Raw genomic sequence first — 16,439 nt, forward strand, 5'->3', positions numbered from 1 at the left:
GCATGTAATTAGCTTATCTTTTAACTTCTTGATGTGTTCACTATTATCCTTCTGAATTACGTTATTATTTCTTGAGGTTTTTACATTCTAGGCTTTATTATTTTTTTCGCAGGGGATTTTTCTAAATGAAGGGAATATTAAAGAGAAAGAGGTTTATATTTTTTGAATATTTATTTTAAAAGTATATCCCTCAAGCCTATTAGAAATTTGCTATCTCGCATCGTGGTCTGCGAAGGATACTAAATGTTCAGCAATGAATAATGGCCTTTGACGTTTATTGATGGTTTCGTATTGTAAACCTTTGATTTTAGCGAACCTTTTGGTAGTAAGTAGTTGTATCCGTACAAAGCATAGAAGATGGATGAATATACTTCCCATTCACTGCATCAAACTCTTCAGCTTTTACACGCCATGTTCAGCCTTAAAAGCAACAATAAATTTGATTGTTCATTCTTATCAAATTTTCTTCTCTACAATAAAAACGCATACGTAATCCATTGCGGATTCGTATGCGTTCATTTGTTGATGAAACATTTCTTTGATCAAATTACTGCTTTTCATAAGAAATAATAAATGAGCCAAGTACACTCTTTACTTCCTTGGCCTTCAGAACTACTTCATCTCCTTTTTTAACCTTCGGATTGTCGGTTGACACGAAATTCAAATGTTCTCCAGTCTCGATATTGTAACCAAAAGCACTATCAGGTACAATCTCATCTACTTTAACTGATACAGTTTTCCCTTCCAAGTTATCTCCTTTATTTAGTGCAGATTCAAATTGTTCAGTTGTATAGTCTGGTTCATCAGCTCCACAACCAGCTAATAATAATGCAAAAATCATACAAGAGCTCAATATTACAACTATTTTTCTCATTTTCATCGTTCTCCTTTAGACATGAAAGTTTTAACGCCCTATATTCTAAAATGATAAATTTTTTATAAAGAATGTGCGTTCGCGTTATTATACTCTATATATGAACTACTTAACAATTAGGAGTTTACTATACTTGAAGCTAGCCAAAAATAAGCTAGAGAGAATGAAGTGGCCAAGCACTTAGGTTTACCCTAAACACTAAACGAGCCATGGAATTAATTCTATGGCCCGTTCAAATTCTCTTCTCATGAAATAATCAAATATCTCTAAGGCCTTAGCTCTTTTTCCTTGATACTAGTCAATTAGCTTTTCAACCCTTCTCTATAATTTTTGTACTCGCTCCCCATAGCTTTGAATGAGCGATTCAAATGAGCACTTGATTAAATGATATTCCATAGAGGTTGAGAAAGTCTTGTTCAATTTCTTTAATTAATTCGATTGGTATTTTATTTATTGCTTTTAGATATTCAATATCGCTTAACGTTTGTATCATCTTCATTGGTAACTTCTCCTTTATCCTTCACGTTCTATCTTGACTGCCTAAGCCGACTCGATAATAGGTAAAATCGCCTTCCATTTAACCTCTGTGAGCTTTCATACTCCCTCCTCCAAAATCGAGCGATTTCAGAAATTAATCTTTGTAACCGTAAGCGTAGACTGCCTATTCCACCATTTCATTTTCCGTCCTACGAGCTTACTCTACAATAAATTCAAAGCTGACTGCTTATCGGCTCTGGAAGTCTGAATATAGGTTTTCGAAGTAAGCTCTACTGAATAATGACCCAGTATTTTGCTGACTGTGACAACCGGAACTCCTCGTCTTAAAAGCAATGTTGCACAGGTTCTTCTAAACAGATGTGGGTATAGTTTCATGCCAATATCATCAGAGATTTTAGCTAACCAATTCCTAACCGCATCTCTATGCATTTTAGGACTTCTTTGAGTGACAAATAGATATTCGCTATCATGATATTTTGACTCTTTTCTCTCTCCTGCTTGATAGATTTTCATTAATTCTCTAAGATCATTTCGAATTCCAATTTCTCTAACCTTTCCCCCTTTTCCCCGAACGGTGAGAGTAGAGGTAAGCGGTTCAATGTCCCCATGCTTAATATTAATGAGTTCAGAGACTCGAACAGCTGTATAAAGCAAGGTATGAACAATCAAACGGTTTCGAATGCTCACTTTTGATTCATTTTGTACATAGGCCAGCACCCTCTCGACTTCTTCATTAGTGAGTGCTTCGACAACTTTTTCACTACCGTTTGCAATGGGCACTCGATCCTTTCTTAGCTGAATAAAGTTGTTCTTTACTATCCCTTTCATCTGTAAAAAATCATTAAATACCTTCAGGCTGTTCACTTTTTTTATTTATAGCTATCTTTACGTTATTTTTTGTATATTGAGGAATATTATGGCGATTAACTCCTCACTCTAACTTTAAAGGAGGTGATTAAATTGGTTGAGCCATTAAAAAATGAATGTGTTACTCATTTCTTGAATATGCCTTCCAATGAACAGTTGCTTTTTATCCTGAACCAAAAGATTGACCAACACTTGCAGGATAAGTACCAGTTGGCAAAGGAGGATAGCTCAAGAAGATCAAACACCTAGAGGAAAAGATATTATAGAGACCTTCCTTCCATATATAACTCCAGAATAAAGAAGCTCTAATTAGAGCTTCTTTATTCTATAACTATTTCCTTCTTTTTCAAGGGTTAATGTTAATTTTCTTCGTATCATTAAATCATTTAAACCCTCGAACCTGCGCTCCTCAATTAACTCCGAAAAAGTAACATCTTCTTCTTGGTAAACCCCATAATCCACTTTATCTTGTAATGCCTTAATCTCTAGGTTAATTCTAAACATATGCTCTTTAAGGGTATTTACATCAATCTGTCCTATGGAAAACTTTTGTTTAAGCATAGCCATTTCGGACTTCAACGTGTTTATGGTCATAGTATACTTATGAACTTTTTGTCTTACAATGTTAGAACTATCTGGTTTTTTATCTAACCCTCTGACGTATTCAAGCAAAAGACCTTCTATCCGATCTTTCCGTACCGTTGAAAATGAGCACTTTTTATTAGCACACGTATAATAGTCTGTTGTTCCCTGCATTTTATTATTGCATATTGGGCAGCAGAGTACGCCCTTAAACAAGTGATGGTGCTTTTTGTATGTTCTTTTTCCCCTTTTTCTTTTTCCTTCATTGATTACCTCAACAACTTCAAAAAAAGTATGTTCATCAATAATAGCTTCGTGCTCCACGGAAGATAGTAGTTCATAGCTAACTGTGAGATCTTCTCCCACTTCTCGCTTATATAACTTACCTGAATAAATAGGGTTAGTTAATAAGCCCTCTACATTATGGGTAGACCATCTTCGGCCGGCTATGCCCGACTCATTAAGTTGCTTTGCAATCAACTTTGTCGTTTGTCCTTCTAAAAATCGATTAAAGATATCTCGAACAATCTTTGCATCAGCCTCTACTATGTTTAAATGTCTCTTCTCATCTCTAGCATATCCTATAGCTGGATTAGTGAGATATTCACCTTGTTTTCTACTCCTATCCATAGAAGAATGAATTCTTCTTGTTATGCTCTTATCTTCTTCTTCAGTCATAATGGCTTCAAAAGCAATTTCATAATGACTCATCGTAGAAAGCCTCTTATTTTGCGATACACTGATGCATTCAATGTCTTTTGATTTCATTAATAGTAAAATATTAAGCAAGTCCTCAGCTCTTCTAGCCAACCGATTAAAAAATGTAACCAGTACACAATCCACCTTTTTATTATCAATTAATCGCATTAGTTCCTCGTATCCTTCTCTCCTTTGATTGCTAAAAGCCGATTTAGCTTCGTCTACAATGTAACCCCTTATGTTATAACCTTCTTGATTGGAGTATTCTTTTAAAATAAACTTTTGATTAGGAATACTTTCTTCTCCATTAATTTTCCCCGAAGTTCGACAGTAACAGCAAACGATGACAATACTCCTATTTATATCTCTCATCGCTCCGTCTTCCCTTCAAAAACGCAAGGGTGAAACTTTATATATACATCTCTCAGATTGAAGTTAATCAATAAGAGATAGGGGAGGTCAAGATATAAGTCATTCCTTCCTTTTACTAGAACATCCTCTTCATTTAAGTCAATAGCTTTCTCATCATACAGGAACTCTAAGAAATGATTAATCTCTCTAATCTCTCTCTCCAAATTCCTAATTTCTTCTTTATTGTAACTAAGCAATAGTTTAAACTCTTTCGGATCATCCTTAAACATTGATTCTATCAACAACTGTGTTCCTTCTAGATCCTTCACTTTTTCCTTAAGGTTCTGTATACGGAAAAATAGATTCGTTCTCTCATTCATTAAATATCTATTAACAATGCCGCTTGTATAGTTACCAAAAAGGTGTTCTACAAGTTTTTTTTCAATGCTTTTTGATAAAAGCTCCGCATTAATTGACTTTCGGCAGCTTGGGCAAGATATTTCCTCTCCAATCAGTACAACCGGCTTTAAACATTGTATGCAGATTGACAATTGAGGAAGAGTATTTTTCTTTGATCTCCTTCCTTTTACTGAATTACTAATTTTTGTTTTTACAAATTGATAGGTAACCATTGATAGTAAGGGCTCTATATTGCCTGATGGAATTGTGTATTCTTCACCGCTTATTTTTCCGCTTAGAATACCGGCATAAATATCATTTCGTAGAATATAGGCTACTGAGTTTTTATCCCATACTTTACCCAATCTAGTTAAGCCAAACTTTCGTCTAAGGTCCTTTGCTATCTGACTAAGTGATTGGTTTGAAAGGTAAGCTAAAAAATATAGTTAACTGCTTCCAACCCTATAATGTCGGTTAAATCTTTCGTCTCATCTAGAGAAGCCAGCTTTAACGAACCGTCCTTTTTCTGAACATATCCTAGAGGGGCTTTGTTCCCTGAATATATTTTCCGGTTCATCACTTTTGTTCTTCTGCCTCCAGCAAGTCTAGTAATAATATTGATTCGTTCCTCTTCAGCAACAATGGATTTAAGAATCAAAAATAACTTGAAGTGTTCGTAGTTATTAGTAATTCCTTCTGAAACAAATACTATCTTATTTACAAACCCACTTATTTTTAAAGCTAAGTTAATATTGTTCCTTAAATCTCGGCCTAACCTATCAACGCTAAAGAAAAGAAGTACATCAATCTTTTCTTCTGACTTTTTCAGAAAATCTAACATTTCCAGTAGTTCAGGTCTCTGAGTATGAACCCCGGAATAACCGACGTCACTATACCTAGCTATTATCTCGATATTATGTTTGATGCTGTATTCATCCATTACTTGCTCTTGGTATTTAATGCCTTCCTTTTCATCGAGGAAATCTCTTGGGTTCGTTGATTTTCTGCTGTACTGAATTCCTCTTCTCATTAAATTTAATTTCACCTCTTCTTTATCTGCTCTAATTAAATCCATTCAAACTATGGTAACTATTTAAATTTAACTAATAGTTAACTAGCTCATAAAAATCTCCGATTAGCTTCTGACAATAATCACTCTTTGTTAACAGCTATAGTGTGACGAGTACCGTAAGCTTGTTAACTTGAATAAAACACGATAAATAATTGGGTAAATTGGCAAATAACAAAGTAGTTAAAAATTGTTCTCCCTCCTAATTAACTACCAAATTGTAACTAATTTTATACAAATAAAGGCATACCTTCATAGAAAGGTATGCCTAAAGTATTTTTCTGAAAGGAAGTTCCTATTCTTAACTATTTCGAGTTTAAACTGCATCCTGAACAGTACCGCGTTTTGACCTTTATAGTTAGGAGTAGATTCAACAGTTACCTTCTTACCATCATCACTTAAAAGATGCTTTAAGAGGATCTGTAAGCGATGTAGCACTACCAACTGCTGTTATGCCTGCGTTACATAGTTCTCCAGAGGCATTTAATACTGTTTCTTTCTTAACGGATTTTTGTTAAAAGTGATCACAAGTTCTTTACCAATAGTCACAATTTCCGTAGGTTCCTGATATAAATAAAAAAACGCCTTATCCCATTGATGCCAAAGGTTAAAGACGTTTTCACAAAGGATAATCTAGTATGGTTAATACAAAGTCCGGTTGTTATTGTGAAGCCTAAATAAATGACTCCAGTACAATACCGGAGTCATTTTTTAGCCTCTTAACCATAGTTCTTTTTTAGACTGTCCTATTTATAGGAAACAGTTCCATTTCCACATAGGAATTTTCTATATTTTCAAGAATAGATTTCCTTCAAAGGTGTCTATCTAAATTATTCGCCTGCTGGAGTAATTGTTACAAATACTTGTGAAGTTTTTACATTACGAGCTGTATCTTCAACAGAACCTACAAGTGATACTGAAGCAGGTATTGAGCTAGAATCTGAGTTATCTGCTTTCAAGTTAACAGTAATTGTAGCACCATTAACTTCAAGAGACTCAATTGTGCGTCCAACTACAGTGAAATCAGCATCTTGTACAGACTGAGCGTAAAGAGCTTCAGAGAATGTAAGAACTAATTTGTCCTTATCTTCAGGATTAGTACCATCTTCAAAAGTAGCAGTCTTAATTTCAGGAGCGAACTTATCAGCAGCTGCAAGATCAGCGAATTTAACTAGAAGTCCATCATTATTTTTAGCTTTAACTGTATAGTTTTCAGCTGTGCTAGAATCAACAGTCACATCAGCAGCTGTTGCTGGAAGATTTTCACTTACAGTTAAAGTTAGAACTGATTTTCCAGATTCAATGGAATTCACTACATTTGTAGTAGTAAGGACAGCATCTTCTTTACTAACAACGAAGTCAGCCGCTACTGCATTGGTAATAACTTCATCAAAGTACAATTTAACTGTATGTTCTCCAGTAACTTCTGCTTTTGTTGCAGCAATAGTAGATTGAGTACCAGAAATTTCTACGTTTGTAGAGAATGCTTCTGTAAGGTTTCCAGTAGCATCTGCTACACGTCCAACTACTACAACTTTACCTGCAGCACTAGTGAAATCAGTTACACCAGAGAAATCAAGGATAACTGCTTTGTTACCGTCTACTGCTGTAACAGTAACAGCAGAATTCAGTTCTGCATTGTTATATTGATATTTAGATTTATCAGTAATTGAAGCGGCATTCATAGCTTCGCTAAATTTAACTTTTACTTTTTTGTTACCAGCAAGTAGGTCTGCTGTTTCATTAACTGATGGAGCAACCATATCATTCACATAAAATGTACGGGATACCTCAGCAATTTTGTTATTAGATGTATCAGTTACGTTCTTAACAGTTAATTTGTAGTTTCCACCTGCAAGATCAGAAGTTGATTTAATAGTTACAGTTTTGCCATCAGAACCAAGTTCAACATCTGCTGGCACTGCTTTATTATCAGCATCTACCAATACAATGTTAGCAGCTGTTGCTGTGTTTCTTTTAATTTCTTCGTTAAATTTAACTTCAATTGTACGCTTAGTTTTACCTTCTACAGAAGATAGTACTGGTGCAGTAGTATCAGCTGCATATGAAGCAGTAAGTTCTTGAACTGTTAATTTATTACCCCATTTATCTTGTACAAGCGTTCCTTTTTCATCACCGTAACCTAAGAAAAATTTCACTTGACCTTCAGGGAATACAGCACCAGCAAAATTCACCACGATTGTATCGTTTGTACCGTTTTTAAGGCTAGTTACAGCATCTGCTTTGTAACCATTTCCACCTTTAACTGTATGGAAAATTTCAAGGTTGCTAGTTAAAGTACTAGCATTAATTTCTTTATCAAATTGGATTTCAACAGTGTGATTATCAACTACTTTAGAAACAGTAGCTGTAGGTGCTGTAACATTTGTTTGATAAACGAAAGACTTTGAAGCTTCATCAATTTTGAATCCAGCATAGTCATTTCCACCAGAAACAGTTAGAGTGTGAGAAGAACCGTTTTCAGGATCTATACCAATTGTAAGATCAGCATAGTCTTGGCCAGGAGTCCAAGATGTCGAAACAATAGCAGTTGCACCGTTATTCAATTTAAAAGTTGGAGCAGATTGAAGAGGCTCTGAGAAATTTACACGGATAACACGTGGAGCTACAACCTCAACAGTTTCAGCCTTAGGTGCGACAACATCGATGAAACGAATGTCTTTAGTTGTATCAGCAACTATACCTTTAGCAGTTTTAACATTTTTCACTTTCAGAGATGCATCAGTAGATTGAGATTGAGCATTAAACGTAAGTAGGACAGTGTCTTCTCCAATAACTTTAGCATCTGTAGGGTTTACTACACTTGCAGCGCCTACTTTAAGATCATAATTAGTAGTAGTTTCAGCTGAAGCTTTATCAAGTTCTTTATTGAATTTCACTTCAACTTGTTTAAGGTTAATCGCACTTACACTCTTAACAGCAGGAGTTTGGTTAGAAGTGATTTCTTTGTTTAACTCAGTTTTCACTCCGTAAACAGTTGATTCAACTGCAACTTTGTTTGAACCTTCTTGTAGTTTAAGAGTATAAGATCCGTTTTCGTTAGCTGCTACTGCTGTTCCATTAAGTGTTACCTTAATTTCTGAACCTTTAGTAGCTTTGACAGTGATTGTTTTTGTTTCTTCGTCAGTTTTTTCTCCGTCAGTGATGCCTTCGATAGTTACTGCAGCTTGAACAGTGTCTTCGAATTTTTTGTTGTTTTTCTCAACTGCTTTTGTGATGTTTTTAGCTAATGTAGTGTCTAATTTTGCAATTTTAGCTGCTTCTTCTTTAGCGCCGTCGATTTCTTTGAAAGCCGCTTCAAGATCTTTTTCGATAAGATCTCCTTTTTCGATTGCTTTGTATGCAGCGTAAACTTTCATTTCATCGTTTACAGAATCAGCAAGTTTTTGTGCTGGTTCAGCATATTTTTCTAATAGTAAATCACGAGCATCCGGTCCGTAGACTTTAGCTACATTATCTTTGAATTCTTTAATTTTTGCTTGGTATGCAGTTTGAGCAGACAATACTTTAGATTGTTTTCCACCTGCTACAGCTTCTGTGAATGCTGTTTTAGTAGGGTTAAGGTTTGTAGTGACTGCTTTCAAGTATAGTTCAGCGCGGTCTAGATATTTTTTGTTAGTATCTAGTTTTTTTGTAAGAGCCGCTTTTTGAGCTTTAGTTCCGCCTTTTGAAGCGATTTCTTTTGCAGCTGCTGCATAAGCATCTTGTCCTGCTTTTACATCTTTTTTGATGTTTGCAAGTGTAGGAAGTTTTCCATCCACTCGAGCTGTTTTGTTATACGTGTTGAATGCTTTAAGCATTGCTGATGAAGCTTTTGTAATCGCTTTGTCAACTGAGCTAGTAGCTGCCTCTGATTGTGTTGGTGCTACTGCGACGAACGCTGATGCGGCAATTGCAGTTGCCGTTGCTAATTTAATTGCTTTCTTTTTTCCCATGTTAGAAAAAACTCCCTTTCAATATCTAAAGTAGTGCGTTAGGCACGCAAGCTCCATATAGAGCGAAATAACTAACGACTTACAAAAAAACGCATTTAATACTAAATGACCAATTCATAATTCCTACGACAAGTAATAATATCAATGACTAGTTCTTTTAAACTAGAGAACTATAATTGGGTTAATTACCAATCCGTTCTACTTAATCTATAATAATACAAGTTTTTTGGAATTTCTACCCTTTTATAAATATTTATCAGGAAAAATCCTAGTAATTGTTTCCAATTTTTCTTTTAACTAGATTTAACCCTAACTAAATTTGATAATAATTCTTTTATATTCCATATAATCAAATAAATGAATTAGATATTACTATTTTGTCAATAACAAATACTATTGACCTACATTTTGTTATGTTATGACATTTTAATGAAGTAATCGTTAATTACCAGCCTTTTTCTTGATTTAAACTGGGTGAAACTAAGGATTTTTCAGGTATAATTTTCTTCGCCCGCTCCCCTCTCTACAGGTATTTAGTGACACAAAAAAGACACCTATTGGAAATAGGTGTCTTTTTTGTGTCACTTCAAATATTTCTTCAGAACCGGCTTCATCTTATCACTTACCAAATGGCTGCCGCCTCGTCCTTTTACGTCTTCCATCATCCAGGCCATGATCAGCTCTGGGTCTTCCGTATCCATGGCAACTAACCAACCATTTTCGGTTCCGCTGGAATTCTTGGATGCTTTTGTCTCGGCTGTGCCTGTTTTCGTAGCCAGCTTCACGCCAAGATCGTTTAAATCATGTGCGGTACCCTTAGGATGCTCCACGACTTGTGTGAGCATCTTGGTGATCGTAGTTGCTTGATCTGCAGAAATGATGTTTTCTTTCAACGGTTTCTTTTCCGTTTTATCGCCTGTCACTAAGGAAGGGGCCATGATGTTTCCTTCATTTAAGAAAGCCGAGTAGGTCATTGCCAAGTGAAGGGTGCTCATTTGGACTTGGGCTTGCCCATAGCTAGCGTCAGCCAGGCGTCCTTCGCTATCGAGCTTTCCAATACTTGATGCTTTAATCGGGTAGTCAAAGTTCAGGGATTCATCAAAACCGAAGTCTTGGAGCCCTTTTGAGAATTTATCTTTGCCAAGCTTCAATGCTTGTTGGGCAAAGTAAATATTATCGGAATAGATGAGGGCCTTTTCCATATCGATCGGCACTCCAGGGTTGGAGACCCGTGTGATGGAATGGTCTTTCCAGTTCGATTTCGCCCATTTTGTTCCTTGAATGCTGAGTGCAGCTTTAGGGTCGATTCCATTTTTCAATTCAATCGCCGCAGTTAATGCTTTAATTGTCGATCCCGGTGCAAAGGTTGAACTGAACCGGTTCAGTAGTGGCTTGTCCGGGTCATCTTCTAATGCCTTCTGTTCCGCATTCGTGATGCCCAGTACATATTTGTTCGGATCAAAAGAAGGACTGGATACGAGCGCCAGTGTCTCGCCGGTATTCGGATCAAGTGCTGCCGCCGATCCCGCTTCGTTATCATATTGTTTGAAGATATCCTTTTGAAGTTCGGCATCGATTGTCAACGTGATCGTTTCACCTTCTTCAGCCGGTTTCTCGGCGATGATTTTTTCCTCGCCTTCTTCTGTCTTGATGAAGATCTTGCCGCCTGGTTTCCCTTTTAGACGTTCTTCTAGAATTTGCTCGAGGCCACGTTTTCCGATGACGTCATTTGCGGTGTACCCCTTGCCTTTTAATTTCTCCAGATCTTCTGCCGAAGCCTCCCCCACATAACCTATTAAATGCGCAGTGGCTTTTTTATAAGGGTAGATCCGTTCCTCAGAATTATTGGCAGAGACCCCCGGGATGCTTAACAGCTTATCCAAGGTTGCTGTCTCATCTGGAGATATTTGCTTGATGGGCACGAAATAACTAGGCTGCACCCATGATTGGTTCAATTTCTTTTCGACTTCATCCGTTGTCATGTTAAGAATGCCGGCCACCTGTTTGACGGTGGCTTTTTTGTCACCCATTTTCTCTGGTACGATTCCGATTTCCGAAACCGTTCCATTCATCGCCAGGCCACGTTCATTCCGATCGACAATTTCGCCACGGATGGCCGGGTAGGACTCGACTGATATCTTTTCACCAGCTTTGAGATCCGGGAAGATATAGCTTTCATCCCATTTAATGTACCAATTCTCTTCCTTGTCTCTCTCTTCTTTGACAAGGGTCGCCTTATGGTCGGAACTGACAGCTCCCGCTAGCGTGTTCATGTCAACGGTATAAGCCAATTTCACCTTTTCATCATCTTTATGTTCTTTTGCTTCTTCTTCTTTTGGCTGAGTATAGCCCACCTTGATTTGGTTGGCTTCGATTCCTTTATAGATCTTTTTATATCGCTCTGCAAATTCATCTGCACTGACTTGTTTCTTCGTATCAGCTGACAGATAATCATACATTTTCGCAAAATCTTGTTTATTCCATAGTTTCGTATAGGCCGCAAAGCGTTCTTCTGGACTAGGTTCTTCCGAGCACCCCGCCAAAAACAATACACTCATCAACAAACAGCCGAAAACTAATGCTAATCTTTTCATAATCTCCTCCTAGTGAACAGTAAGAATGATATCTATAGTTTATCAAAGGTTGGGAGGAAAAGGGGAAATTTGTAATGACACTTTCCCTCTTTTTACTATTTAGGGTCATGAACACAAACAAAAGTCCTGCACATGTGCGCAGGACTTGATTGTTATAGCACTTTCTTTTTCCGGCTCTTTTGTTCTTGAAGCCATTTTTTCAAGAATAAGAAGCCCATGACAAAGGAAATGATCAGGCCGGATGATGTCACCAAGACGGCCACCCATTCATACAGTGTGTAATTCATATAATCTTCCAACGTCAATTTCTTTTGCCAATCCTCTATATACAGGTTCATCCCGAATATGCCGGAGATGACCGTATAGATGGTAAGGATTTGCAGCAGGTAATTACTACTTTTCCCGGATAGCTTATCTTGGTTTTGGTACAAGTAGGAAAGCGTTTCTTTCACTTCTTGATAGAGCGGTTCGATCCTGAATACTTCTTTCGTCATTTTGAAGAGCTCTTTCCCTGTGAAGGTACTGTTCACTTCAGCAAATAAGTACTTCGCCGAAAACTCGGTAATCATGAAGATTAACAATTCCGTATCCGACTGGTCTTTTTCCACATCGATTTGGGAATGGTCATGAGCCAGTTTCAACAGGACTATTTTATAATAGAAGTAAAGCAGCGTGGAATAGAAGTGTTGCCCGTACATTTCACTCGCAAGTTGGTTCTCTAGCTTGCCTGTCGCTTTTGTGACACAGGCAAAATGCCCCTCGCTCGTGACATAATACGTTTCCTCCCCCCACCGATCGTACACCCTCTCCTTGTAATACTTGTCAATATAGTTCGGGTTCAGGGCGCCGACATAGGGTTCTCCATCATTATCATATCCATTTAACTGACTCGTTCGGTATAAATCCGATTTGGTAATTTCTCGATCCTTCGGGAGATTCGTATAACTGAGGACAAACATGCGTTCATCCACGAAGAAAGGCAAACTTCCGAAGTAGGATGTGTGGTCTTCTTCGTCATCAATATATTTCTCAGCAGGAGGGATTAACTCATTGAAGACAAAATCTTTCACGTAATCATACTCATTATTCCTACAGCCGACCTTCATCTCGATTTCATCTTCCGCAATGGGTTCGAGAATCCGGAACGTATCCGTGAAATAAAGGACATCATCATAAGGAAGGTTCTCGGGCAAGGTAACCCGGATATTAATCATCCCTATATGAAACGGGCAAATATAGATATCAATGGAGTTGATTATAAAAGCCGTTTTTAAGAATGGCGAACGGAACGTACAGCCAAGATCCATTTTCTTCGAGAAACGGCGTATGCCCTCTTTCTGTTTTGAACTGCTTGGAAACAAAATGGGGACAATATTCGGCATAAAGTATTGCTCCAAGTTACGATGGGAAACTTTATGATCGCCATAAAAATCGTCCTGCAGGTCCATATTATCCAAATCCAAAAAGACAAAGTCATCCTTAAGCAACCGTTTGACAAACCCTTCGATTTTATTTCCTTCTAGCATGAACGGAAAAATAACTTGTTGGAAGGAGCGCTTCGTACGGTCGTTTTTTTCATTACTCATAGCCATAATTTTTGCCTCCGCCTTGACCGGGGTTCTCCGGTTCTCATTCACGTGCTCTTATTCACTTACCCCAGTTCTATCAAATAAAAACGAAGCATAATATGGTAAGAAAACGGACAAGCTTCTATTCCCCTCCACTCCTTATTTAACGGAAGGTAATTTCTGGTTTGAACAACCACAAAACGGGTACAAAATAATAAGAAGAATTTGGTAAGGGGGCGACAACGTGAAATCTGATACGAACAAATACCATTTCGAGTTATTAGAACGGGTAAAACCTACGGAAACAAACGACCGGAAGCGGATGAGCGAATTCATAAAGAAAATGAAAAACAATGCACAGAACTCTCAATTAACAAGCAAAAACTCATGACATATGAGATGTCATGAGTTTCTTTACGTTCTTAATATGCAACTTTTTTCTGATGATCTTGCCCCACGCAATTTTGAATGCCGATTACGTCCAAAAAGTGTTGAATTTTTTTCATAGAGCTCGCCTGGTATTCATCCACGATGGAAAACTCTTTTATATAAGCGATTTTTTCTTGACTACTCGGGTCAAGGAGTTCATCTGTATCTATATCATCTTGGTTGTATTTTTTCTCATTTGATTTCTTGCATGTGTAGACCACAGCTTCCCCAACCTTCTTGGCAGCCCTATCAAAATAGAAAGAAAATACAATGGCACATTCGTCATCATAAAAAGAGGGTTGAACTTTCATATTAATATCAATCATAATCCTTCCACCTCTCTCTGTTTTGTTACTCTTACTATAACAAACTTTCTACATGCATCCATGTGTTCATATAGCCCCTCACGTTTCTTCCACATCTTCCTATGCCCCCTTATATTGACAAATCATAGATAAATATAACTAAAGGCATATGCGTGAAAGAATATTTTAGATGAAGGCAAAAAAAAAGACACCCCATGCAAGAGGTGTCAGAGAATTATAATCTAACCGTCTATATTATGCTTTCGCATGAACTGATGGTAACTCATGTACGCTTGGTAATTCAGTTACTGATGTTAGGCCACCAACAACTACTACAGCTACTAGAAGAAAGGATACCGCCATCCCTTTAAGACTTTTTTTCATGGGTAATTCCTCCTTATTTTTAAAAAAAATATTGGATTTAATAGAAATAAATTCTATAGTTGTATTTAACCATAGATTTATCAAATACGTTTTCGTTGTGGTCATACACATTATATAAAGAAAATAAATCATTCTTATTTATTCTTCTATTTTTCACTATAAATATAACTCTAGGCATATTTTAAGGAGAGTTAACATGGATTTTTCAGCAGTAGGGAAGAAAATAAAAGAACTCAGAAAACAAATCGGCCTTTCACAAGAGGAACTTGCAGAGGGGATTTGCACGCAAGCACAGATTAGCAAAATCGAAAAAGGTGTTGTTTATCCGTACGCCACCACTCTATATATGATTTCCAGAAGGTTAGGTGTAGATGTTAATTACTTTTTTGATATAGGAATGACCCCTCGGTTAGACTATGTTCAAGAAGTCGCCCATCAATTGGAATTGACACGAAGGACCTTGAATTACCAAGATATGAGAGACATTGTTAAAACAGAGGAAAATAATCCATTGTTCACGCAAAACAAGCAAAATCAGCAATTGTTATTGTGGCATAAAGGGATATATGAATACATGATGAATAAAAACATGAATAAAGCGATAAAGCACCTAGAGGAGGCCATTGCTTTATCTGATATAACCGATAAGGTGTACTCTGAAAGGGAAATAGAATATCTGCTAAGTATGGGTGTAATATATTTCGAAGAACGACTTTATGAAAAAGCTCTATGTACATATAAATTAGCTCTTACACATATGAATCATCTACCATTTTTAAATGATAAAAAGATAAAGACCAGACTTTTTTATAATTCAGCACGAGTTTCCACCCGTTTAGAGGATTATGAATCTTCCATTATGTATTGTACAAAAGCGATCAAATGGTGTTTGGAAGAGTACCATATGTACCTTTTAGCTGAACTCCATTACCACCTGGGATATAATTACGAATTGCAAAGTAACTATAAACAAGCAAAAAAATATATGGAACGAGCCCGCCTCATATTCGATTTACAAAAACAAAACCGTTTTGTCACCTTTATCGATGAGAAATTCAAAGTGTGGGAAGCTCTCGTAGAAACAAATTAAGACCAAGCCATTCCCAACCCGGGAATGGCTTTTCACATTCCGACCACAAACATATTCCAAAACCTGTATACAACATTTCAAATTCCAAGCCCAAATGAAGTATAATAAAGAGATGACCTCGAAATGGGTGCCGGGAAATGGGGTCTGACCCCTTACCGAATACTACATACCCCTTGGCTGGCAAAGGTTTTTTGATTTTTGCTAAGTCTGGGAAATAGGGTCTGACCCCCGCATGACGTAGGTTTCATAGTTCTGTGGGGTTTGGAAGTAATGAAGGATTTGTGTGGGGTTGACGTGTTTGCTTGGTTTTCCTGTTTGGAAGACTTTGTAGCTGCTCCACTTATATTCGGCGGGGTTTTTGACGATATTGGCTTGTACAGGGTTTAAATGGATATAACGGCTCGTGGCAGTGAATTGCTCGATCGATTCGATTAAGACGGAATGGTAACGGCCTTGAAAGAGGTGACCATCATGGTCATGCCGTTTATTGAAGGAGATGGCATAGCGGGAATTCAGCTTATGCATAATATCACTAATCGGGTGTTGTTTCGTTTCGAGGAGTAGATGCACGTGATTCGTCATGAGACAGTAGCTATGGAGTTCGAAGTAATACCTTTCTTTCGTTTCCTCTAAATAACGCAGGTAACGAAGGCGATCCTTATCGTCTAAAAAAATATCACTGCGGCGGTTGCCGCGGCTAGTAATATGGTACATCGCACCAGGATACCATATCCTCGGTCTACGAGGCATGAACATCATCCTTTCCTATGCCGG

Annotated in this window: 15 protein-coding genes and 1 pseudogene; 3 read left to right on the forward strand and 13 right to left on the reverse strand. The window is 37.3% G+C overall.

Features of this window, described 5'->3' with window-relative positions:
* Positions 1-276 precede the first annotated feature (276 nt).
* The 4 genes and pseudogenes from ACIQXU_RS14645 to ACIQXU_RS14660 all read right to left on the reverse strand — a co-directional run.
* Positions 277-409 (reverse strand): annotated as a pseudogene (locus ACIQXU_RS14645) (IS1595 family transposase); the annotation flags it as partial.
* Between the two features lie 138 nt (positions 410-547).
* A complete protein-coding gene (locus ACIQXU_RS14650; RefSeq protein ID WP_402990398.1) occupies positions 548-874 on the reverse strand; it encodes a hypothetical protein in 327 nt (108 codons plus the stop codon).
* 364 nt (positions 875-1,238) lie between these two features.
* Positions 1,239-1,373 (reverse strand): hypothetical protein, encoded by a 135-nt coding sequence (locus ACIQXU_RS14655; protein WP_402990401.1) that lies wholly within the window; start codon positions 1,371-1,373, stop codon positions 1,239-1,241.
* A 200-nt stretch (positions 1,374-1,573) separates the two neighbouring features.
* Positions 1,574-2,200, reverse strand: a complete 627-nt coding sequence (locus ACIQXU_RS14660; protein WP_402990403.1) for a tyrosine-type recombinase/integrase — start codon at positions 2,198-2,200, stop codon at positions 1,574-1,576.
* A 132-nt stretch (positions 2,201-2,332) separates the two neighbouring features.
* Here ACIQXU_RS14660 and ACIQXU_RS14665 point away from each other — a divergent pair, with 132 nt between their 5' ends.
* Complete coding sequence (locus tag ACIQXU_RS14665; RefSeq protein ID WP_402990406.1) at positions 2,333-2,488, forward strand: hypothetical protein; 156 nt, start codon at positions 2,333-2,335, stop codon at positions 2,486-2,488.
* A gap of 60 nt (positions 2,489-2,548) precedes the next feature.
* Here the strand turns inward: ACIQXU_RS14665 and ACIQXU_RS14670 are convergent, their stop codons facing one another.
* The 6 genes from ACIQXU_RS14670 to ACIQXU_RS14695 form a co-directional block, all read right to left on the reverse strand.
* On the reverse strand, positions 2,549-3,892 hold the full coding sequence (locus tag ACIQXU_RS14670) for a recombinase family protein (protein ID WP_402990409.1): 1,344 nt from the start codon (positions 3,890-3,892) through the stop codon (positions 2,549-2,551).
* Positions 3,889-4,674 (reverse strand): recombinase family protein, encoded by a 786-nt coding sequence (locus ACIQXU_RS14675; RefSeq protein ID WP_402990584.1) that lies wholly within the window; start codon positions 4,672-4,674, stop codon positions 3,889-3,891. Before ACIQXU_RS14675 ends, ACIQXU_RS14670 begins: the two co-directional genes overlap by 4 nt.
* A 29-nt stretch (positions 4,675-4,703) precedes the next feature.
* Positions 4,704-5,300, reverse strand: coding sequence for a recombinase family protein (locus ACIQXU_RS14680; RefSeq protein WP_402990411.1), 597 nt, complete (start codon positions 5,298-5,300; stop codon positions 4,704-4,706).
* An 869-nt stretch (positions 5,301-6,169) separates the two neighbouring features.
* Positions 6,170-9,295, reverse strand: coding sequence for an Ig-like domain-containing protein (locus ACIQXU_RS14685; protein ID WP_402990414.1), 3,126 nt, complete (start codon positions 9,293-9,295; stop codon positions 6,170-6,172).
* Positions 9,296-9,876: 581 nt separating this feature from the next.
* Entirely contained in the window at positions 9,877-11,889 is a 2,013-nt protein-coding gene (locus ACIQXU_RS14690) for a penicillin-binding transpeptidase domain-containing protein (RefSeq protein WP_402990416.1), read from the reverse strand.
* Between the two features lie 152 nt (positions 11,890-12,041).
* Positions 12,042-13,481: a magnesium transporter CorA family protein gene (locus tag ACIQXU_RS14695; protein ID WP_402990419.1), complete on the reverse strand. Its 1,440-nt coding sequence runs from the start codon at positions 13,479-13,481 to the stop codon at positions 12,042-12,044.
* A 220-nt stretch (positions 13,482-13,701) separates the two neighbouring features.
* On the opposite strand from ACIQXU_RS14695, the gene ACIQXU_RS14700 reads away from it, so the two are divergent.
* Positions 13,702-13,848 (forward strand): hypothetical protein, encoded by a 147-nt coding sequence (locus ACIQXU_RS14700; protein ID WP_402870450.1) that lies wholly within the window; start codon positions 13,702-13,704, stop codon positions 13,846-13,848.
* 31 nt (positions 13,849-13,879) lie between these two features.
* Here ACIQXU_RS14700 and ACIQXU_RS14705 read toward each other — a convergent pair whose 3' ends face one another.
* A complete protein-coding gene (locus ACIQXU_RS14705; RefSeq protein ID WP_402870447.1) occupies positions 13,880-14,212 on the reverse strand; it encodes a hypothetical protein in 333 nt (110 codons plus the stop codon).
* Positions 14,213-14,446: 234 nt separating this feature from the next.
* Positions 14,447-14,575 carry a hypothetical protein gene (locus tag ACIQXU_RS14710; protein WP_402990422.1) on the reverse strand — a complete coding sequence of 43 codons (129 nt, stop codon included), beginning with the start codon at positions 14,573-14,575 and terminating at the stop codon, positions 14,447-14,449.
* A 196-nt stretch (positions 14,576-14,771) separates the two neighbouring features.
* Between ACIQXU_RS14710 and ACIQXU_RS14715 the strand changes: the two genes are divergently transcribed.
* The gene (locus ACIQXU_RS14715; RefSeq protein WP_402990426.1) at positions 14,772-15,665 is read left to right on the forward strand and encodes a helix-turn-helix domain-containing protein; all 894 of its coding nucleotides are present in this window, start codon (positions 14,772-14,774) and stop codon (positions 15,663-15,665) included.
* 201 nt (positions 15,666-15,866) lie between these two features.
* Here the strand turns inward: ACIQXU_RS14715 and ACIQXU_RS14720 are convergent, their stop codons facing one another.
* Positions 15,867-16,415, reverse strand: a complete 549-nt coding sequence (locus ACIQXU_RS14720) for an REP-associated tyrosine transposase (protein WP_402870438.1) — start codon at positions 16,413-16,415, stop codon at positions 15,867-15,869.
* Between the last annotated feature and the right edge of the window lie 24 nt (positions 16,416-16,439).

Origin of the sequence: Peribacillus sp. NPDC097284 (genome assembly GCF_044761765.1) — a bacterium.
Lineage (GTDB): Bacteria > Bacillota > Bacilli > Bacillales > DSM-1321 > Peribacillus.